The organism is Nesterenkonia suensis (assembly GCF_054782935.1).
Window position 1 is genome coordinate 26287 of sequence record NZ_BAAGRN010000006.1, and the last position, 20147, is coordinate 46433.

The window sequence follows — 20147 nt, forward strand, 5'->3', positions numbered from 1 at the left end:
GAGGAAGGAGGACGATGAGCCCGCACAGCGCACACATCGCCCAGGTCTATGACCAGATCATCGCCAGGAACCCCGGGGAGCGGGAGTTCCACCAGGCAGTCGAGGAGGTCTTCGAGTCGCTCCATCTGGTGCTGGAGAAGCGCCCCGAGTACATGGACGGCTCCGTGCTGGAGCGCATGTGCGAGCCGGAGCGGCAGATCATCTTCCGCGTGCCGTGGACCGCCGACGACGGCACCGTCCACATCAACCGCGGATTCCGGGTCCAGTTCAACTCCGCACTGGGCCCGTATAAGGGCGGGCTGCGGTTCCACCCCGACGTGCTGCTGGGCACCATGAAGTTCCTGAGCTTCGAGCAGGTGTTCAAGAACAGCCTGACAGGTCTGCCGATCGGCGGCGGCAAAGGGGGCAGCGACTTCGACCCCAAGGGCCGCAGCGAGACGGAGATCATGCGGTTCTGCCAGTCCTTCATGACGGAGGCGTACCGGCATCTCGGGGACACGGTCGACGTCCCCGCCGGCGACATCGGCGTGGGCCGCCGGGAGATCGGCTTCCTGTTCGGCCAGCACAAGCGCATCACCAACCGCTATGAGGCCGGTGTCATCACCGGCAAGGGCACCACGTGGGGCGGGTCGCTGCTGCGCCCGGAGGCGACCGGGTACGGCACCGTGTACTTCACCGAGCACATGCTCCGCAGCCGCGGGGAGAGCGTCGACGGGCGGCGGGTCATCGTCTCCGGGTCGGGGAACGTGGCGATCCACGCGATCGAGAAGGTCCAGGAGCTCGGCGGCACGGTCATCGCGGCCTCCGACTCGGCAGGCTGCGTCCATGACCCCGACGGCATCGATCTGGAGCTGCTGCGGCAGGTCAAGGAGCACCGGCGGGAGCGAATCTCCGCCTATGCGGAGGCTCGGCCCCGGGCGCGGCACATCGACGGCGCGGTCTGGTCGCTGGCGGCGGAGGAATCGGCGGACATCGCGCTGCCCTGCGCCACGCAGAACGAGATCGACGGCGACGCCGCGCGCGCCCTGGCCGAGGCAGGGATCCGTGCGGTCGCCGAGGGCGCCAACATGCCCTGCACTCCGGAGGCGGTGGACGTCTTCCAGGAGGCCGGGGTGCTCTTCGCTCCCGGCAAGGCCGCCAATGCCGGCGGGGTGGCCGTGTCCGCACTGGAGATGCAGCAGAACGCCAGCCGAGACTCGTGGACCGCCGAGTACACCGACGAGCGCCTGGCCGAGACGATGGAGCACATCCACACCCTGTGCGCCTCCACCGCGGAGGAGTACGGCGTCGCGGGGGACTATGTGGCCGGGGCGAACATCGCCGGGTTCCTCCGCGTGGCCGACGCGATGATCGCCCAGGGCGTGATCTGAGGGCGTGATCTGAGGGGGAGCGAGCGCTGGGCCTCAGCCGCCCAGCACCTGCACGGTCCCGCGGGCCAGCGCCCCCAGCGCCCCGAGGCCGGCGAGCGCCAGGGCCACGGTGCGGGCCTGAGCCGGGGAGACGATCCGGGCCAGCCGCCCGCCCAGCAGGATTCCCAGCAGCACGGTGACCACGATGCCGGGGAACAGGACACCGAGGTGCAGCGCACCGGTCTGCCCGACCTCCTCCACGGAGCCGACGAGCAGCTTGGTGACCACCGAGGCGGTGCCCATGGTCAGGAACAGCGGCTGCATGGTCGCAGCGAAGGCCTGCTGGTCCCAGCGGGAGAGCCGTGAGTAGATGACCATCACGGGCGCGGCGACCCCGGAGGTGGTGTTGAAGAACCCGCCGAGGATCCCTCCGACGACGCCGGTGGCACGCCCCTCCCAGCGCGGCAGCTGCGGCAGGGTGACGGTGAACAGCAGCGCGCAGAGCACGATGGCGCCCAGGATGATGGACAGCCATCCGGCGGAGAGCTGTCCTACCAGCCAGGCGCCGGGGATCGCGCCGATCACGGTCACCGGGCCGAGCACCCGGTAGCGGGCCCAGTCGATGCGCGGCCACACGGCGAGCATGATCAGGAACCCCGAGACCATGGTGGTCATATTGGTGATCAGCACGCCGAGGCCCGGCCCCAGCAGGATGGAGAGCACGGGTGCCACCACGAGACCCACGCCGGAGCCGGAGACCCGCTGCAGCACGGTGCCGATGAGGACGGCGCCAGCGATGATCAGCAGGGGCGCGAGGACCGTCATGGACACGGGAGTCACTGTACTCCGCAGACGACCGGACCCCCGCGCCGGGTGGTGCGGGGGTCCGGGTGGTGCGGGCCTGGTCTCTGCGGCGCTGTGCTCAGCTCACTGGAGATTCAGTTGGCAGGAAGCTCGCTCACTCGCCCTGTTCGAGGACGAAGGCGACTTCGAGGTCGAGGGTGACCTTGTCCCCGACCAGCACGCCCCCCGCCTCCAGGGTGGCGTTCCAGGTCAGCCCGAAGTCCTTCCGGGAGATGACCGAACTGGCGGAGAGCCCGGCACGGGTGGCGCCGAAGGGGTCGACCGCCTGGCCGCCGAACTCGACCTCGAAGGTCACCGGGCGGGTCTCGCCGCGGATGGTCAGGTCGCCGGTGACCTCGAACTCTTCGCCGGCGGGGGTGAAGTCGCGGGCGACGAAGGTCAGCTCGGGGTGGGTCTCGGCGTCGAGGAAGTCTTCGCCGCGGACGTGGGCGTCGCGGTCGGCGTTCTTGGAGTCGAAGGACCCCACCTTCACGGCCGCCTCGACGGCCGAGGTGCCGTCCTCGGCCACAGTCAGGGTCGCCTCAGCGTCGGTGAAGACGGCGCGCACTTTGGAGATGCCGGCGTGACGGACAGTCATGCCGATCTCGGAGTGGGCGGCGTCGAGCTTCCAGGTACCTGGGGTCAGAGTTGCCATAGGTGATGCGCTCCTTGGGTTGGTCACGTGGGTTGGTCACGTGGGTTGGTCACATGGAGTGGTCAGGTCAGTGGTCGGCCTGGCCGGGGTCGGCGGTGCCGACTCATGGAGGTCCAACCGTGACCCGTCCCCATTTATTTCAAAACTGAAGAACTCGAGGAGGTGCGGCCCCGTGGGGCCACGTCGGCCGCGCATCTCTCCGCTCACACCCCACGGTAGTTCGTCGAGGCGCGTTTGAAGCGCTCATCACCAGGTGAGACAGTAGACTCTTCGAGAGACTGCCCGGTGCAGGGGCAGTCATGATGACGGAGAAGGAGGTGCCGATGGGCCTGCTGGACAATGTCGAGCGCGGCATCGAGAAAGTCGTCCGCGGCGCCTTCTCTGGACGCGGAGGGAGCCTCGGGCCCGTGGAGATCGCCACCGCCGTACGTCGGCACATGGACCGTGAGTCCTTCACCATGTCCCAGGGACGCAGCTTCGTCCCCAACGTCTACCGGATCCGCCTCTCCGAGGAGGACTTCACCTCCGCGAAGAAGTATGGCGTGGCCCTCGCCGAGGAACTGTGCGAGGAGATCATCCGCCACGCCGACTCCCAGGGGTACACGCTGCTGGGCCCGGTCAAGGCGACCTTCGTGAAGAACACGGATCTCAAGCGCGGCCAGCTGGGCATCGAGTCACTCACCGAGAAGGACGCCTCGCAGGCCCCGGCCTCCCCTCCCCCAGCGGCTCCCTCGGCACCTCGCGCGCCGTCGCCCGCTCCGGCTCCGGCTCCCCGAGACGAGGTCGCCCCCACAGTGGCACAGCCGGCGGTACCGGCGCCGCAGGAAGTCGCCCGGCTCGAGCACGAGGGGCGCCAGCACACGCTGCGCGAGGCCGGCACTGTGATCGGCCGCTCCACCTCGGCAGACCTCACCATCTCGGACACCGGCATCTCCCGTCGGCATCTGGAGATCTTCCACGACGGCCAGCGCTGGATCGCCCGGGACCTGGGGTCGACCAACGGCTCCTACATCGACGGCGAGCAGCTCACCGGTTCCCACGACCCGGCCGAGCTCGTCGACGGAGCGCTCCTCTCGCTGGGCAACGCCCGACTGCGCTTCCGGCTGGCGACCGAGGAGGTGTGATGAGCGAACTGGCCATCACCGTCCTGCAGTTCGGGCTCCTGCTGCTGCTGTGGATCCTGATCCTCTCGATCATCGCCGCCCAGGGGCGGGATCTGATGGTCTCGAAGAAGTCCCGGACTCGTGTCCACGCCTCAGCGACCCGCAGGAACGACGGCGGCGCGTCCCGCGCCCAGGCGGGCTCCTCGGCCCCCAGCACAGGTCAGACCCCCCGCCCCAGACCCAAGAAGCTCGCCGTCACCGAGGGGCCGCTCGCCGGCACCCAGCTGGACCTCGGCTCCGCGCCGATCATGCTCGGCCGCGCCCAGGAATGCACTCTGGTGCTGGAGGACGACTACGCCTCCGGCAAGCACGCCCGGCTCTTCCCGCAGGGCTCACGCTGGTTCCTCGAGGATCTCGGCTCCACCAACGGCACCTGGCTCGGTGAGGAGCAGCTGACCCGGGCCTCCACGGTGGAGCCCGGGGAGCGCATCCGCATCGGCAAGACCGTCCTGGAGCTGAGGACCTGACCCGTGGCCCTGGTCTTCCGCTTCGCCGCCCGCTCTGACACCGGAGTCGTCCGTTCCAAGAACGACGACTCCGGCTATGCAGGGCGCTATTTCGCCGTGGTCGCCGACGGGATGGGCGGCCATGCCGGCGGCGACGTCGCCAGCGCCTCCACAGTGCTGGATCTGGCCCATCTGGACACTCGAGGCTTCGCCGAGCCGGACACCGTGCTGGCCGATGAGATCCAGACCGCCAACGCATTCCTCAACAAGCTGGTGAAGGCCAACCCGAAGCTCTCCGGGATGGGCACCACCATCACCTCCCTGCTGATCACCGGGGACCGCCTGCAGTTCGCCCACATCGGCGACTCCCGGGCCTATCGGTTGAAGAAGGGCCGGTTCCGACAGGTCAGCAAGGACCACACCTTCGTCCAGCGGCTCGTCGACGAGGGCCGCCTGGATCCCCACGAGGCCGAATTCCACCCGCACAAGAACGTGCTCATGCGGGTCCTCGGCGACGTCGACGCCTCACCCGAACTCGACATCACCTCCTTCCCGCTGGAGGCCGGGGAACGCTGGCTGCTGTGCTCCGACGGGCTCAACGCCGTGGTCTCGGACCGGCTCGTGGAGCAGAAGCTGCGCTCGGAGCAGTCGCTGGAGTCCATCGTCGAGGAGCTGGTCGACCTCACCCTGGAAGGTGGGGCCCCGGACAACGTCACCGTGATCTGCCTGGAGGTCGTGGAGGCCGACAAACAGGACCTCACCCCGAGCCGCCGTCTGCCGCTGACCCCTGCCGCGGTGGAGGCCGCCGCGGAGGGCTACCAGCCGCCCACCGACCAGCCGGTCGAGGGCGCGTCCCCCGGGGACGCTGAGGAGACCATGGAGCTGGTACCCGTGGTCAACGTCGACGCCCTCTCGGAGCATCCCCCGGAGGAGGACGACGAGCTCTCCCCGCTGACCGCCTCAATGCTGGGCCAGGAGCTGGAGACCCGCCCGCACCTGCTGGTGGGGGCCGCGGACAAGGCCACTGAAACCGGGATGATCCCCGTGGTGGCCCGCAATGTGGACGAACACCCGATGGCGGTGCTGCTCACCGGCCAGCCGCTGATCCCGGTGCGCCACACCTACTCGGAGATGCTCGGTGAGCACCGTGGCTCCTCCGAGGAGGAGAGCCCCCGCTCCCAGGAGCCCACCGCATCCGCTCCCTCCGCCGAGGGTGACCCGGACGACGCTGACCGCGCCGACCGTCCCGACCGCGCCGACCGCGCCGACCGTGCGAAGCCCCCGGCCACCCCGGAGACGAAGGCCCCGGCAGACGCCGGTGCGGCCTCCCCGCGGGAGGACGAGGAGGACCCGGACCTCTCCGATCCGGCACTGACCACGGCCGACCTCGGCGACCCGGAGCTCGACGTGGAGGAGGTGGCGATCGCCGGCCGTGCCTCACGGCGTCGCCGCTGGTTCCTGCCGACCTTCGTCACGCTGCTGGCGCTGCTGCTGGGCACGGTGATGTTCCTGGGCTACATCTGGACCCAGACGCAGTACTACGTGGGCCAGGACGAGGGCGAGGTGGCCATCTACAACGGCGTCTCCCAGTCCCTGGGCCCGATCCCGCTCTCCGGAGTCGACGAGCATGCCGGCTTCGACGTCGAGGAGCTCTCGCCCTATCACCGCGAGCGTGTGCTGCGCGGCATCCCCGCCGATGACCGCAGCCATGCCGAGACGATCGTGGAACAGTTGCGCGCGACCACCTCCTCAGCAGACCTCAACGAGGACGATGACGAGGACGATGACGAGGACGATGACGGGGACGCCGAGGAGGACACCGAGGAACCGGGCGAGGACGACGAGACGACCGACGACCCCACCGGGGACGCCGCTGATGACGAGGACGGAGGTGATGAGCAGTGACTCAGCTGGAGACCGCGCCCAGACCGCGGCGCAACGTGGAGCTCGTGCTGCTGCTGCTCGCGCTGACCATCGGCATCGGTGCGAAGTTCCTCGTCGCCGTCGCGATGGACGAGCCCTGGGACCGGACGTACTACACCGAGGCGGCGCTGTTCATCGGCATCACCTTCGCCTTCCACCTCGTGCTGCGCCTGCGGGCCAAGTATGCGGACCCGTTCATCCTGCCCATCGTGGTGGCGCTCAACGGCCTGGGCATGGCGATGATCCACCGCCTGGACCTGGTCAGCGGGGGTCCGCCTGCAGAGGACCGTCAGCTGATGTGGACGCTGGTCTCGATGCTCGCGGCGATGGCGCTGCTGTGGTTCCTGCAGGACCACCGGCGGCTGCGCCAGCTGACCTACATCTCCCTGCTGGTCAGCGTGGTGCTGCTGTTTCTGCCGTTGATCCCTGGGCTGGGGATGACGATCAACGGGGCCAGGATCTGGGTCAACCTCGGCTTCGCCTCCTTCCAGCCCGCGGAGATCGCGAAGATCACCCTGGCGATCTTCTTCGCCGGGTTCCTGGCCAACAACCGGGACCTCATCCTGCTGGCCGGCCGGCGCATCGGGCCGCTGCAGCTGCCCCGCGCCCGGGACCTGGGTCCGATGTTCATCGCGTGGATCGTCGCCATCGGGGTGCTGGTCGTGCAGAACGACCTGGGCACCTCGATCATGTTCTTCGGACTCTTCATGGGCATGATCTATGTGGCCACCTCCCGGCTGTCCTGGATCATCATCGGCATCGGCCTGGTCGCCGTCGGCGGGGTGCTGGCCTACCTGTTCGTCCCGCACGTCACCCAGCGGGTGGAGATCTGGCTCTTCGCCTTCGACGACGACATCTACTCGCGGCAGTTCGGCGGGTCGCACCAGATCGTCCAAGGGCTGTTCGGGCTCTCCAACGGAGGCCTGACCGGCACCGGGTTCGGCTCCGGACTGCCTCAGCATGTGCCGCTGTCGAACTCGGACATGATCATCGCCTCCTTCGGCGAGGAGCTCGGGTTCATCGGGCTCTCGGCGATGCTGATGCTCTACCTGCTGCTGTTCAGCCGCTTCATGCGCGCCGGACTGGGCACCCGTGACGCCTTCGGCAAGCTGCTCGCCGTGGGCTTCGCCGTGGTGCTGGTGCTGCAGATCTTCGTGGTGGTCGGCGGGATCACCCGGGTCATCCCGATGACCGGTCTGACCACACCCTTCCTCGCCGCCGGCGGCTCCTCGCTGCTCGCGAACTGGCTGATCCTCGCGCTGGTGCTGATGATCTCCCATGCCGCTCGGCGACCCATCATCGTCGGCCCGATGGTCAACGTCACCGGCACCGAGGCCGCCGGCACGGAGAACCCCACCCATGCGGAAGGTCCGGGAGCCGCCGAGCCGCGGCGCCCGGTGCCCAAGCCGCTCTCCCCCTCCGAACGCACCCAGCGGCACGCGCCGGCCCATGGGCATCCTGTCGAGGAGTCAGGGCCCTCGGACGAGCCTGCAGGAGGTGCCCGGTGAACAACGCGATCCGCCACACCTGGATGGTCAGCGTCGCCCTGTTCGTGGTGCTCTTCGCCGCCCTGAGCCTCATCCAGGTGGGCCTGACCGAGGAGCTGAACGCCGACTCGAAGAACACGCGCCAGGTCTACACCGAACGCGGCGCCCCGCGCGGCGCGATCACCGTCGACGGCAGCGCGATCGCCGAATCCGTGCCCTCCGAGGGGACGCCCTTCGACTACCAGCGCGTCTACCACGATCCGGAGCTCTACGCCGGCATCACCGGGTTCTACTCCATCGCCGCCCAGTCCACCGGCCTGGAGAATGCGATGAACGAGTATCTCACCGGGCAGTCGGACAGCCAGTTCTTCGACCGGATCACCTCGCTGTTTACCGGAGAGACACTCGAAGGCGCCCAGGTGGAGCTCACCCTGGACGCTGAGCTGCAGCGGCTGGCCTATGACACCATCCCGGACGGCACCCGCGGATCGATCATCGTCACCGATGTCCGCACCGGGGCGATCCGTGCGATGGCGACCAAACCGAGCTATGACACCAACGACCTCGCCGTGCACTCCACCAGCCGGTTCCAGGAGACGATGGATGAGCTCCTGGAGGTGGACGGGCTCAGCCCCTACCGGTTCCGGCCCACCGCCGAGGCCATCGCCCCCGGCTCCACGTTCAAACTGATCGACCTGGTCGCCATGCTGGAGTCCGGGGACTATGACGCGGACTCCACGCTGGACAACCCCGCCGAGCTCGAGCTGCCGCAGACCACCCGGACGCTGCGCAACTTCTTCGGCGGCATCTGTGACCAGCAGTCCGAGGCGGACCTGCGTTTCATCACCGCCCAGTCCTGCAACACCCCTTTCGCCGAGATCGCCATGGAGATGGGCGAGGAGCCGATCCGTGAGGCCGCCGAGGCCTTCGGCTGGAACCAGAGCCTGCAGATTCCGCTCTCGGTCTCGGCCTCGAGCTTCCCGGAGACCGCCAATGACGCCGAACTGGCCCGGGCCGCGATCGGTCAGCAGTCGGTGACCGCGACGCCGCTGCAGATGAACATGGTGGCCATGGCCATCGCCAACGAGGGCACGCTGATGGCGCCCAACCTGATCCAGTCAGTGCGCGGAGCCGACCTGCAGGTGATCGAACGGCCCGAGCCGGAGGTCTTCGCGGAGCCGATCTCGGAGGGCATCGCCGAAGAGCTCACCGACCTGATGCTCGGCCCGGTGGAGTCCGGGACCGCGATGGGTGCGCAGAGCCAGCGGTTCGACATCGCCGCGAAGACCGGCACCGCACAGACCGGCCACGTGAGGGAGGACGGCACTGAGCTGGTGAACTCCTGGATCACCGGCTTCGCCCCAGCGGACGATCCGCAGTACGCGGTGACCGTGGTCTATGAGCGCATCGACTACAGCACCGGCTCCTCCCTGACAGCGCCGAACCTTCGCACGATGCTGGAGGCGGTGATCGAGGAATGAGACCTGCTGTGGGCATCCTCATGGGCGACCGCTACAAACTCACCGAGCGGATCGCCATCGGTGGCATGGGCGAAGTGTGGAAGGCCTCCGACGAGATCCTGGGCCGGACGGTGGCCATCAAGATCCTCAAGGAGGAGTACACCGGTGACGAGGCCTTCCTGCGCCGCTTCCGGGCAGAGGCTCGGCACACCGCTCTGCTGAACCACCCCGGCATCGCCGACATCTACGACTACGGCGAGCAGGCCGGGTCCGGGTATCTGGTCATGGAGCTGGTCCCGGGGCGGCCGCTGTCTGTGCTGCTGGAGAAGGACCGGACGCTGTCCTGGGAGAAGACGCTGTCGATCATCGCCCAGACCGCGCGCGCCCTGCAGGTCGCCCACGATCAGGGGCTGGTGCACCGGGACGTGAAGCCGGGGAACCTGCTGATCACCCCGACCCGACGGGTGAAGATCACCGACTTCGGCATCGCCCGGCTCGCCGACCAGGTCCCGCTGACCGCCACCGGCCAGGTGATGGGGACGGTCCAATACCTGTCTCCGGAGCAGGCCACCGGTCAGCACGCCACCGGGTCCTCAGACATCTACGCGCTGGGGATCATCGGCTACGAGGCCCTGGTGGGGCACCGCCCGTTCACCGGGGAGTCGCAGATCGCGATCGCGCTGAAGCAGGTCAACGATGCCCCGCCGCCGCTGCCGGACTCCGTCCCGGAGCCGGTGCGGGCCCTGATCATGTCCATGCTGGCCAAGGACGCCGGCGATCGGCCGATGAACGCCACAAAGCTCGCCGAAGCCTCCGACGCCCTGCTGCGCCATGATCCGGAGGCCGCGATCACGGCGGTGCCGACCATGCTGAACCATATGAGCCGCCCCGGGGCCGAGGACGAGGCAACCCAGGTGATGGCGGCGGCCACCAAGCCCACCGCGGTGGTGCCCACTGCCGGGGCCGCGGGCGTCGCCGGGGCCTCTGGGGCCTCTGTGCCGACTCCGGCGCTCTCCGCCCGCACTCCGGAGCAGCCGCCCGAGGACGTCGGCACCGCCGACGCGGCGGCGCATTCCCGAGGAGCCGCCGAGGGTTCTGCGGGTTCCCGGGGGTCCACAGGTGGGCTGACCCGCTGGCGGTGGCCACTGGTGGCGCTCGTCGCCCTGGTGCTGTTGGCGCTGTTCGGATCCTGGGTCCTGCCGCGACTCACCAGCACCGAACCGGAGCCGCAGCCCACAGTGACTGAGACCTTCACCGCAGAGGCGGAGACCGTGCAGGTCGATGAGACGGACTTTCTGGGTCTGACCGTCGAGGCCGCCACAGCGCAGCTGACCGAGATGGGGTTGGAGGTGGAGTCCGAGGCGGTGGAGTCCACCCAGCAGGCCGGGACCGTCGTCGGCGTCGCGCCCACCGGGCAGGTGCCGATGGGCGCCACTGTGCGGCTGTCCTACTCCGGAGGTCTCGAGACCGTCCCGGCTCCGGCCGATCCGGGCGCCGATGAGCAGGGCCAGGGTGCCGAGGACACCGACCGGGAGGGCGGCCGGCAGGACGACCAGGGTCCGGGTCAGGATTCGGGACAGCCCGGAGGCGACGCGGACGGAGCCCCGCCGGGCGACGGCGAGACGCAGCCCGACACTGACTCCCCGGCACCGACGTCCCCGAGTCCCACCGAGGAGGATGGCGCGGACGAGCCGGAGGACGAGGCCGACGAGGAGACGGCTCCGAGCCCCACCGAGGACGAGCCGGAGGATGACGAGGCCGAGGCGGCGCCGGAGTCCACCACCGGCCAGCAGACCGAGGACTCGGAGTCCGGTGAGACTGATGGATCAGAGCCGCAGTCTGACCAGGCCGAGGACACGACACGAACTGGACAGGCATGATGACGGAGAACGGACACCGCGTACTCAACGGCCGGTATCGCATCGAGGCCCTCATCGGGCGGGGCGGGATGGCCGACGTGTACCTCGGTCATGACCTGTCTCTGGACCGCCAGGTGGCGGTGAAGATGCTCCGTCCGGACCTCGCCCGGGACCCGCAGTTCCAGGGCCGGTTCCGACGTGAGGCGCAGTCTTCGGCCTCGTTGAACCATCACAACATCGTCGGGGTCTATGACACCGGCCGCGCCGACGTCGAGGACACCCAGCACTCCGAGGTCAAGACGCCCTACATCGTCATGGAGTACGTGGACGGCGTCACTCTGCGCCACATCATGCACGGCACCCCCTCCCACGAGGGTGCTGACGACGACGGCCCGGAGGAGGAGGCCACTCAGCTGCAGTCCGCGGCGGAGGACCGCACAGTCGCCGACGGCGCCCCGGCCGCCGAGGGCTCGGACCCTGACGTGCTGGCTCTGGGCGACACCGGACGGACCGAAGCCCAGGAGCATGGCCCGGCCGCCGACGTCGGCGGGCCGTTGCGCCGCAAGATCGATGACGCCCTGGGCAAGCCGCTGCCCGAGTCGGAGGCCGCCGAGTATCTGGACGGCATCCTCGGCGCGCTGAGCTACAGCCACGAGAAGGGCATCGTCCACCGGGACATCAAACCCTCAAACGTGATGGTGGCGCAGAACGGCGCGGTGAAGGTGATGGACTTCGGCATCGCCCGCGCGCTGGCGGACTCGGCCTCGACGATGACGCAGACCTCCGCTGTGGTCGGCACCGCCCAGTATCTCTCTCCGGAGCAGGCCCGCGGCGAGGTGGTCGACCACCGCAGCGACCTGTATTCGGCCGGCTGTGTGCTCTTCGAGCTGCTGACCAACCGGCCGCCGTTCCAGGGGGAGTCCCCGGTCTCGGTGGCGTACCAGCATGTGCGGGAGGATCCGCCGCTGGTCTCTGACCTGAACCCGCGGGTCTCCCCGGCGATGGAGTCCGTGGTGGCCAAGGCTCTGGTGAAGGATCCGGCGGAGCGGTTTCAGAACGCCGAGGAGTTCGCCGGTGCGGTGAAGGACGCCCTGCACGGGGTGCCGGTGGGGGACGCGACCCAGACGATGCCGGCAGTTGTTGCCGGGCAGGACTTCGATCAGCTGGTCAGTGCTGGAGCGGCCGGGCTCGGAACCCCGTTGTCGGCGCGCACCCCGGAGGACCCGGACCTGTATGAGGAGTATGAGGAGGTCGCGGAGAAGCCGCGCGGCCGGCGTCGTCTCGCCTGGCTGTGGGTGGTCGTACTGATCGCTCTGGTGGCGGGAGGGGCATGGGCCCTGGTGCGCACGCTGGACGCCGACGCCGTCGCCGTCCCAGAGGTGGAGGATCTGCCTCGGGCGGAGGCCCTGGCGGTGCTGGCCGATGCGAACATCGACCCGGCGGAGATCGAGACGGTTCCGCATGAGGAGATCGAGGCCGACCATGCCATCGGCACGGATCCGGAGGCGGGCCAGCGGCTCGGTGAGGACGAGGAGCTGACCCTCTTCATCTCGGCCGGTCAGGATCAGGTGATGGTCCCGGACGGTCTGCAGGGTGAGTCGGAGGCCTCTGTGCGCGCCGAGCTCGAGTCAGTGGGGCTGGAGGTCGGCGAGGTCACCGAGGAGGACCATCCGACCGTGGGCGCCGGGGAGCTGATCTCCACGGATCCGCAGGGCGGGACCTCGGTGGAGCTGGGCTCGGCAGTGGACCTGGTGCTGGCCACCGGGCAGTACCCGGTACCTGATGTGGCATTGCTGTCCGAGTCCGAGGCCAGGACCGCCCTGGAGGAGGCGGGCTTCACCGTCACCTCCTCCACGGTCGACTGGGACACCTCTGAGTACGACGCCGGCACCGTGGGCGGCACGTTCTACGACGGCAGTCTGATGGCCCCTGGCACCCCGATCCCTCAGGGGTCCACGGTGTCGATCTCCATCGCCACCGCCCCTGAGCCGGAGGACACCCCGGAGCCCGAGGAGCCTCGCGATCCCGAGGACGAGGAGGAGGACGAGCCGGAGGACGAGGAGTCGCCCACCGACGAGCCGACCGAGGATGAGGACGACTCGGAGGACAACGGGAATGGCAACGGCAACGGCGGCGATGACGACGAGGACGCCGAAGACTCGGATGAGGAGTCTGCCGACGACGAGGACGACTCTGAGGACGACTCCGACGGAAATGGGAACGGCAACGGCAACGGAAATGGGAACGACGACGAGGAGTGACTCGTCGGCTTCGCCGCATCGGACGGGTCATCGGATGGTCGTCTCCGACAGGATGCATGCGGATCCGCGCCGCTGACAGCCGGGACCAGTGTCCTCACCAGGTGAGCCAGCGCCCGGATGCACCGGGTCTCCCCGCGCAGCTCAGTCGTCCCAGTTGGCCTCGTGAGCCTCATACATCGACTCATCATCAGAGTGCCGGGTCGCGAAGACCGCTCTGATGCCAGCACCTGGCTTGAGCTGCCTGATCATGAAAAGCGGCTCTTCGGAGTTGAGGTGGGGGCAGACGACTCGCCGGTGAGCTGAGCACGGGACGAAGAAGGGGTCGGAGCCCCTGATGATGTGTAGCGACCAAGCAAACACATCTAGGAAGCCCCGACCCCGATGTCCGAGAATACGCGCCCGGCCCCGGCCTGCCCAGCTGGCCAGCACGCCTACTGCCACAACTGCGACCTCTTCGCTGACCTCGATGGCCTCCACGTCATCGCCGTGGAACGCCCATCCACTGCGGGGCTGCTGCGCGTGGTCGTCGAATCAGCACCAGAACCGGAGGGTTGCCCGGACTGCGGCGTGATCGCCACCAGTGCCGGCCGCAAGAACGTCGAGCTCATCGATGCTCCGGTCTATGGCATCCCGGCGAGGCTACGCTGGCGCAAGCGCCGATGGCGCTGCGCCGATCCTGACTGCGACCGCGGAGTCTTCACCGAGCAGAATCCGGCGGTGGCCGCCCCGCGGGCGCTGCTGACCCGCCGGTGCATCAGCTGGGGTGTGGCCCAGATGCGCCGGGAGAACGTCTCGGTGGCGGGCTTGGCCCGTCAGCTGGGGGTGGACTGGCATACCGTCTGGAACGCGATCGCCGCACTGTTGCAGGCCGCTGCTGATGATGAGCGTCGCTTCGCCGGGGTGGTCACTCTGGGCGTGGATGAGCATATCTGGCACCACGTCGATCGGCGTCGACGCGGGCGGAAGGAGCTCACCGGCATGGTCGACCTCACCAGGAACCGCCAGGGGCGGGTGCAGGCGCAGTTGCTGGACCTGGTGCCCGACCGCTCCGGCACCGTCTACGCCGACTGGCTCACCGCCCGCAGCCCCGGCTTCCGCACCGGGATCCGGATCGCCCCGCTGGATCCCTTCGCCGGGTACAAGAACGCGATCGATGCCCACCTCGACGAAGCCGCCGCGGTGCTGGACGCTTTCCATGTGNCTCTGGGCCACCGAGGCCGGAAAGGCGATCCGCTCTATGGGATCCGGCGGCTGCTGCAGGCCGGGATCGAGCACCTCAGCCAGGCCCAGTGCCGGCGGATCGAGAAGGTCATCACCACGGATCCCCGCCATGAACAGGTCTTCATCGCCTTCCAGTGCGCCCAGGAACTCCGCTCGGCCTATCAGCACCATGACATACGCGCCGGACGGCGCATCGCGCTCAAGGTCCTCGAGTCCTTCCGGTCCTCTCCGGTGGCCGAGATCGCGAAGCTGGGCCGGACCCTGCGTCGGTGGCGTAGAGAGTTCTTGGCCTACTTCACCACCGACCGGTCGAACAACGGCGGCACCGAGGCGGTCAACGGACTCATCGAGCTGGCTCGCAGGATCGCTCGTGGGTTCCGGAACCGGGACAACTACCGGCTACGGATGCTGCTGATCGGAGGAGGCCTCGATGGGTATCTCCCCACCTGAACTCCGAAGAGCCGGTTATACCTACCTGCACTCCGCAGTGGACGGGTACTCCCGACTGGCCTACACCGAGGCCCTCGATGATGAGACCGCAGCCACCACGATCGGCTTCTTCTCCCGGGCCCGGGCCTTCTTCGCCGCTCACGGGATCGATCGGCTGGATCGGGTGGTCACCGACAACGGGAACAACTACCGGGCCGCGGACTTCACCCGCACAGTAGAAGCCCTGGCCGGTAGGCATCAGCGGATCCGGCCCTACACCCCACGGCATAACGGCAAGGTCGAGCGGTTCAACCGGCTGATGATCGATGAGGTGCTCTACACCCAGATCTATGCCTCAGAGCAGGCTCGCCGGGACGCGTTGGCAGTGTGGATCAATCACTACAACTATCATCGACCCCATACCGCCTGTGGCGAGATGCCCCCGGCCTCACTGGTCCCGTCCCGTGTCAACAACGTCACGCCCTCTTACAACTAGGACCGCGACCAACAGACCAGCAGTCAACCACCGAACCCGGCCCGCATGACGACCGTGCACAGCGCCCTGTGTCGCCCGCCGCGTACCCATGTCCTGGATCAATCCTCTCGCCGTGCCGGTCAGATGTTGGTGTCTCGCTGGTTCGCCACAGCTTGGAGACGGTCCTCCAGCTGCCAGAACACCAGGTGGGCGGGGGTCCGGGAGAGAACCTGATACTCCGGAGCCTGCCCTTCATGACCCAACGGCATGACGGCGTAGGGGCCAGCTGTCCCAGCGCAGACGTACTCCGTGGGCTCCACATGCCAGCCCTGGGACTCCATCCTCACTGTCCAGTGCCACCAGGGCTGCCCCCACAGCCTCCCCATTGCCGGGTTGGCCTCGTGCGGCACCGGTACCAGGCTTCCTTCTGCGCGGGCGGCGAAGGTGTTGGTGGGAACGAGCACAGGAAGGGCGTGGAGATTCCACGACGGCGCTGCCCCGGTCCACTCGAGGATCCTGTGACTGACCTCGTCCGCAGGCAGCACCTCGACCCAGTAGTGATCCGGCCCGGGGGTCCGCCACGCGCTGCGTCCGTGGTGCTCGGCGAAGCCGGGTTGGGCGACCACCAGGGCAGTATCACCGGAGACCGCGATCTGCAGGAGGGACTCCTGCCCATCCTTGAGCCGGGCGATCACCTGGATGTTGATGTCACCCTGCTCCATCGCCCGGCAGAAGAATGCGCCGAGACGGGTGGGGCGCCGCTCGGCGTCGAGCAGGTGCAGGCGTGTCATGTCCGCGATGACCTCATCGGTGAGTCCGCGAGGTCGGAACAGCTTCCGCTTCAGGTTCACCGGGTTCGTCGGGTTGAGGTGGCCGACCTGCATCAAGGTCGCGGCGTGGATGAACTCGCCCTCGCGGAGCAGCGGGGGCTGGTCCGCCCAGGGGACGAGCGACTCGACCTCTGAACCGAAGGCGTCCGAGGCGACGTCGTCCAGTTCCGAAGGGCTTGGATGCTGGGCCGCTTCCGCAGCCAGCACCGGATCAGCGGACTTCAGCACCTCGGTGCTGCGCACCATACGCTCGAAGGCCTCGTGGTGCATCAGTCGGTCCTGGATGCTGCAGGTGGTGGTCACCTGTACCGCCCAGTCGTCTTGGATGAAGAGGTACTCCGCCCCCGAGACCAGCTTCCCGCCAGGAACCCTGTGCACGTACTCGATGCGTCGACGAGTCAGCGAATCAGAGTTCTCCAGTTCTCCGATAGGTTCATCAGGCTCAGGTGCCAATGGAGCCGGCTCCCACCCGGAGACGTCGATGAGCCTGAAGTCGTCCAAGGCGCTGCGCAGCCCAGCGATGGCTCGCTGCGCAAAGTCGCGGATGTCTCCGGCGAAGGGATTCACCGTGGCGACCAGATTCGGGGCGACGGGCTCGTCCGGCAAGACGGCCAGGAGCTCGACCTCCTCGCGGGCATGCTGGGGCTGCCACCCCTCCTCCGGCGTGAAGCTCAACACGCCGGTGAAGCCGGTACAGGTCTCAGCGGGCTCAGTCATGACTCCTTCTCCTGGGGATAGGTTCACAGCAATGCTTCACTGCGGGGACGGTCACGAGGCACGTCCCGCACGGCGCTCACGACGACGAGCCTTCTCTGAGATGCCGACGGGAAACTCCCCTCGAGCCCGCAGCTCATCATCAGAGTAGAGAGGCGTATTCTTCCGACCCCGGTCCCCACCGCGGGCAACCCAGTCCTTATGCCATCGAGGACGAAGGAAATCCGGCCACCAGACTCTCGAGACAATCACACCAATACAGGAAAGCCAAAAAACAATAGAATGAATGCCAAAGGGCGCTTGGAATGCCGCATCAATGCCTAGGATATCCAGGTACTGAACCACCAGACTCCATATAATCCTTGCAACAGTGGCCAATAGTTTCGATTATGAAAGCTCGAACTCGGCCCCGCTGCCCATTTCCTTCGACGCCCTGTCCACGCCTGCCATGCATAGATCCACGCCGGGATGGCGGGAGCCAGGCCTATCAAGCCGGCAACGAGGAAGAACCCGACGTCACCCGAGGACACGGTCACCGCCCCGCACGGCGTTCGCGACGACGAGCCTTCTCCGAGATGCCGGCGGGGAACTCCCCTCGAGCCCGCAGCTCATCATCAGAGTAGAGAGGCGTATTCTTCCGATCCCGGTCGCCACCACGAGCAACCCAGTCCTTATGCCACTGAGGACGCAAGAACTCCGGCCACCAGCACAAGAAGACGAGGACTAGCGCCACGCCGAGAGCCAAGAACGCCACTGCGATCCCCTGATACGCAGGAAATAGGTATTCAATCGTACTGAAGACTCCGTAACAGAGCCACCCTGAACCAATTACACCAACAACGAATGGCCAATAATTCCTCTTATGCCAGGAAAAGACCGGTGGAATTCCCACGGTGCGTGGAGCGCGAACCCACCGTCGATATCTACCCGACCATGCCAAGCATGCAAACACCCACGTCCCAATCGTCGGCAGGACTGAAAGAATGATGAACGATGCGACTGAGCCCATCAGTACCTCACAACCTCAAGAGAATGGGTTGAGTGAATCGAGAACATTCTTTCCCCCTTCAATAATCTGCTCACCAATATGACCACCGTTGTGACGTGAATCATTCATTCCTTCGCCGAATGCTCCCCCGAGCCATCCTCCGACGGCGCTCCCCGCTACACCACCGACGACTCCACCGATAGCCGCGCCTACCCCTGGGATCGGGATCAAGACTTGCCCGACTGCAGCTCCACCGACAGCACCGAATTTTGCGCCCGCAGCTGCTCCAACTGCCTCAGCTGAGGTCTTCACACCAGCGTCCACCGCTGCTGCCTGTCGGTGCTCGGCCTCCGAAGCTCCGGGGTTCCGCTTCAGGCTGTCGTTGTACCCCTGGTTGTAGTTTCCATAGGCTCCAAAACCGAGGCCAGCCACGCCCAGCCCCCTCATGGCCTTGCTGTTGGAGATGTCCTCCAACCGGTTGACCGCGTTTCGCATCGCGGTCGAGGACTTCCCCGTGTCTCGCGGCGGCCCTGAGGATTCGGACAGCTGCAGCCGCATGTTGACCTTGTCCCCGTTGAAGTTCAGCTTCATGTTCTTCAACCCGGGGACTCTCCGCAGCGCAAACCCCAGCACCGAAGATCCCTTTGCAGCGTCGCGAAGCATGGCGCTGGTCTCGTTGTTGCTGACCCGGCGTCCACCACCCGCGGCCTCTGAGAAGCGCTGGATGTAGCTGTCCGGGACCCCCGCCCGCCGAGCCAACCATGCGGCAGACGCGGCCGACGCGCCCGAGAGCCCATCTCCGCCGAAGAAGGACATCAGCCGCCCGTCCTTCCAGTACGGCTTCATCAGCGCGGCATCGCCCAAGGTATTGGTCAGCCCCCGATTCGCCCCGCTCAAGCCGTCGAAGCCCTTCGACATCATGCCCGGCCACGCAGGCGGCCCACTCGACCCGTGGCTGCCCTGCAAGGCGTTGACGCAATCGGCGACTGCTTGGTCATACTGCTCGCCCAACCCGTTGATACGGACCTGCAGGTCATTGACGCGGATCCAGTAGGCGTCGTCTCGGTCCTCGGGCGGAACAGCATTCTCCGCAGCAGCCTGGCTGCGCACGTCGACGATGCTTGACCGGAGAAGATCCACCGCGTCCTGGAAACTCACGAGCGCGTTCTTCACCGATTCCGCCGCGGTCTCGTAGTTCTCCACGTCTGGTAGCACGAGCCGCTGAAACGCACTGTGGACCTCTTCGGCCTGTGGAGTGTCGAATCGCCCGTCAGCGAGTTTGCCCCAGGACGTCGCGGCGTCGTCGTAACGGGACCTGACAGTCGTGGCATGACTGCCGATGCGACTGGCGGCGTCCGAGACCGCAGACTCGGCCGGCAGCTCGGCCGGGAGAGCCTCCAAGCTCACGGCAGGCACGTAGCAGACGTCCACGTCAGAATCCCTTCACGTTCTCGGCCTTGGTGGCAGCATCTTCCGCCTCCTGGCGCTGCTGGTCGTCACCATCGATGTGGTGCTCGATGACCTCATCCGTGCGGTCACAGGCATTGAGCGCCGTCGACTCCGCGTCGGAAAGCAGCGGACTCAGCTTGTCCTGGTACACCTGCTCCAGCGCCGCCGTGATCTCTGCGGAGTGTGCGGCCTCCACTGCGGCCGTGATCCGCGCGTACAGGTTCGGGTCCTGGTCGTCCAGGCTCTGGATCTCGGCCCGTGCCCCGCTGATCGCCTCACGGCTGCTGGCCACCTGAATGTCCCATCGCGCCATCTGTCTCCCCACTGATTCTCACTGCTGATGTCCTGGCGTGAGCCGTGCGGCACCGCTGAGGTGACGTCACGCGGCTCAGGGGCAGGCACCCGTCGAAACCCAGAGCCCATCCCTGAGATCCCCCGCCGGCCAGCCAACCACAGCTGACCGGCAGCGGCCTCAGCCGATGTTCGAGATCGCGCTGCGCGTCTTCGACTGCGTCGTCGTCGCCGTCTGGTCATTGCTGGACAGCGTCTGACGCACCAGAGCGATGATGCTCTTCACCTCGTTCGAAGCGTTGTT

At 67.4% G+C, this 20147-nt stretch carries 14 protein-coding genes and 1 pseudogene; 10 read left to right on the forward strand and 5 right to left on the reverse strand.

Going from position 1 to position 20147, the window contains the following annotated elements:
- Positions 1 to 14 precede the first annotated feature (14 nt).
- The gene (gene gdhA / locus ACYVKI_RS07695) at positions 15 to 1370 is read left to right on the forward strand and encodes an NADP-specific glutamate dehydrogenase (protein ID WP_460689768.1); all 1356 of its coding nucleotides are present in this window, start codon (positions 15 to 17) and stop codon (positions 1368 to 1370) included.
- A gap of 33 nt (positions 1371 to 1403) precedes the next feature.
- Here the strand turns inward: gdhA and ACYVKI_RS07700 are convergent, their stop codons facing one another.
- Entirely contained in the window at positions 1404 to 2174 is a 771-nt protein-coding gene (locus tag ACYVKI_RS07700; RefSeq protein ID WP_460689781.1) for a TSUP family transporter, read from the reverse strand.
- 133 nt (positions 2175 to 2307) lie between these two features.
- Complete coding sequence (locus ACYVKI_RS07705) at positions 2308 to 2847, reverse strand: YceI family protein (RefSeq protein ID WP_460689769.1); 540 nt, start codon at positions 2845 to 2847, stop codon at positions 2308 to 2310.
- A 299-nt stretch (positions 2848 to 3146) separates the two neighbouring features.
- Here ACYVKI_RS07705 and ACYVKI_RS07710 point away from each other — a divergent pair, with 299 nt between their 5' ends.
- From ACYVKI_RS07710 to ACYVKI_RS07750, 9 genes and pseudogenes are all read left to right on the forward strand, one after another.
- Complete coding sequence (locus ACYVKI_RS07710) at positions 3147 to 3971, forward strand: FhaA domain-containing protein (RefSeq protein ID WP_460689770.1); 825 nt, start codon at positions 3147 to 3149, stop codon at positions 3969 to 3971.
- The gene (locus ACYVKI_RS07715; protein ID WP_460689771.1) at positions 3971 to 4477 is read left to right on the forward strand and encodes an FHA domain-containing protein FhaB/FipA; all 507 of its coding nucleotides are present in this window, start codon (positions 3971 to 3973) and stop codon (positions 4475 to 4477) included. The genes ACYVKI_RS07710 and ACYVKI_RS07715 overlap by 1 nt, the downstream gene beginning before the upstream one ends.
- A 3-nt stretch (positions 4478 to 4480) precedes the next feature.
- The gene (locus tag ACYVKI_RS07720) at positions 4481 to 6361 is read left to right on the forward strand and encodes a PP2C family protein-serine/threonine phosphatase (protein ID WP_460689772.1); all 1881 of its coding nucleotides are present in this window, start codon (positions 4481 to 4483) and stop codon (positions 6359 to 6361) included.
- The gene (locus tag ACYVKI_RS07725; protein ID WP_460689773.1) at positions 6358 to 7887 is read left to right on the forward strand and encodes an FtsW/RodA/SpoVE family cell cycle protein; all 1530 of its coding nucleotides are present in this window, start codon (positions 6358 to 6360) and stop codon (positions 7885 to 7887) included. The genes ACYVKI_RS07720 and ACYVKI_RS07725 overlap by 4 nt, the downstream gene beginning before the upstream one ends.
- Complete coding sequence (locus ACYVKI_RS07730) at positions 7884 to 9347, forward strand: penicillin-binding transpeptidase domain-containing protein (protein WP_460689774.1); 1464 nt, start codon at positions 7884 to 7886, stop codon at positions 9345 to 9347. Before ACYVKI_RS07725 ends, ACYVKI_RS07730 begins: the two co-directional genes overlap by 4 nt.
- Positions 9344 to 11206 carry a protein kinase domain-containing protein gene (locus ACYVKI_RS07735; RefSeq protein WP_460689775.1) on the forward strand — a complete coding sequence of 621 codons (1863 nt, stop codon included), beginning with the start codon at positions 9344 to 9346 and terminating at the stop codon, positions 11204 to 11206. Before ACYVKI_RS07730 ends, ACYVKI_RS07735 begins: the two co-directional genes overlap by 4 nt.
- Positions 11203 to 13446, forward strand: a complete 2244-nt coding sequence (locus ACYVKI_RS07740; RefSeq protein ID WP_460689776.1) for a protein kinase domain-containing protein — start codon at positions 11203 to 11205, stop codon at positions 13444 to 13446. Before ACYVKI_RS07735 ends, ACYVKI_RS07740 begins: the two co-directional genes overlap by 4 nt.
- Before the next feature lie 381 nt (positions 13447 to 13827).
- Positions 13828 to 15117, forward strand: a complete 1290-nt coding sequence (locus ACYVKI_RS07745) for an ISL3 family transposase (RefSeq protein ID WP_460689777.1) — start codon at positions 13828 to 13830, stop codon at positions 15115 to 15117.
- A gap of 13 nt (positions 15118 to 15130) precedes the next feature.
- A pseudogene (locus ACYVKI_RS07750) lies at positions 15131 to 15592 on the forward strand (integrase core domain-containing protein); the annotation flags it as partial.
- Between the two features lie 119 nt (positions 15593 to 15711).
- On the opposite strand, the gene ACYVKI_RS07755 reads toward ACYVKI_RS07750, so the two are convergent.
- From ACYVKI_RS07755 to ACYVKI_RS07765, 3 genes are all read right to left on the reverse strand, one after another.
- Positions 15712 to 17118: a hypothetical protein gene (locus ACYVKI_RS07755; protein ID WP_460689778.1), complete on the reverse strand. Its 1407-nt coding sequence runs from the start codon at positions 17116 to 17118 to the stop codon at positions 15712 to 15714.
- Between the two features lie 1021 nt (positions 17119 to 18139).
- Complete coding sequence (locus ACYVKI_RS07760) at positions 18140 to 19534, reverse strand: hypothetical protein (RefSeq protein WP_460689779.1); 1395 nt, start codon at positions 19532 to 19534, stop codon at positions 18140 to 18142.
- Position 19535: 1 nt separating this feature from the next.
- The gene (locus ACYVKI_RS07765) at positions 19536 to 19865 is read right to left on the reverse strand and encodes a DUF6507 family protein (RefSeq protein ID WP_460689780.1); all 330 of its coding nucleotides are present in this window, start codon (positions 19863 to 19865) and stop codon (positions 19536 to 19538) included.
- Between the last annotated feature and the right edge of the window lie 282 nt (positions 19866 to 20147).

What these genes read in the sequence shown, in the direction of transcription:
- gdhA (WP_460689768.1), top strand. Translation starts at nt 15, where the DNA reads ATGAGCCCGCACAGCGCACACATCGCCCAGGTCTATGACCAGATCATC.
- ACYVKI_RS07700 (WP_460689781.1), bottom strand. Translation starts at nt 2,174, where the DNA reads ATGACGGTCCTCGCGCCCCTGCTGATCATCGCTGGCGCCGTCCTCATC.
- ACYVKI_RS07705 (WP_460689769.1), bottom strand. Translation starts at nt 2,847, where the DNA reads ATGGCAACTCTGACCCCAGGTACCTGGAAGCTCGACGCCGCCCACTCC.
- ACYVKI_RS07710 (WP_460689770.1), top strand. Translation starts at nt 3,147, where the DNA reads ATGATGACGGAGAAGGAGGTGCCGATGGGCCTGCTGGACAATGTCGAG.
- ACYVKI_RS07715 (WP_460689771.1), top strand. Translation starts at nt 3,971, where the DNA reads ATGAGCGAACTGGCCATCACCGTCCTGCAGTTCGGGCTCCTGCTGCTG.
- ACYVKI_RS07735 (WP_460689775.1), top strand. Translation starts at nt 9,344, where the DNA reads ATGAGACCTGCTGTGGGCATCCTCATGGGCGACCGCTACAAACTCACC.
- ACYVKI_RS07740 (WP_460689776.1), top strand. Translation starts at nt 11,203, where the DNA reads ATGATGACGGAGAACGGACACCGCGTACTCAACGGCCGGTATCGCATC.
- ACYVKI_RS07755 (WP_460689778.1), bottom strand. Translation starts at nt 17,118, where the DNA reads ATGACTGAGCCCGCTGAGACCTGTACCGGCTTCACCGGCGTGTTGAGC.
- ACYVKI_RS07765 (WP_460689780.1), bottom strand. Translation starts at nt 19,865, where the DNA reads ATGGCGCGATGGGACATTCAGGTGGCCAGCAGCCGTGAGGCGATCAGC.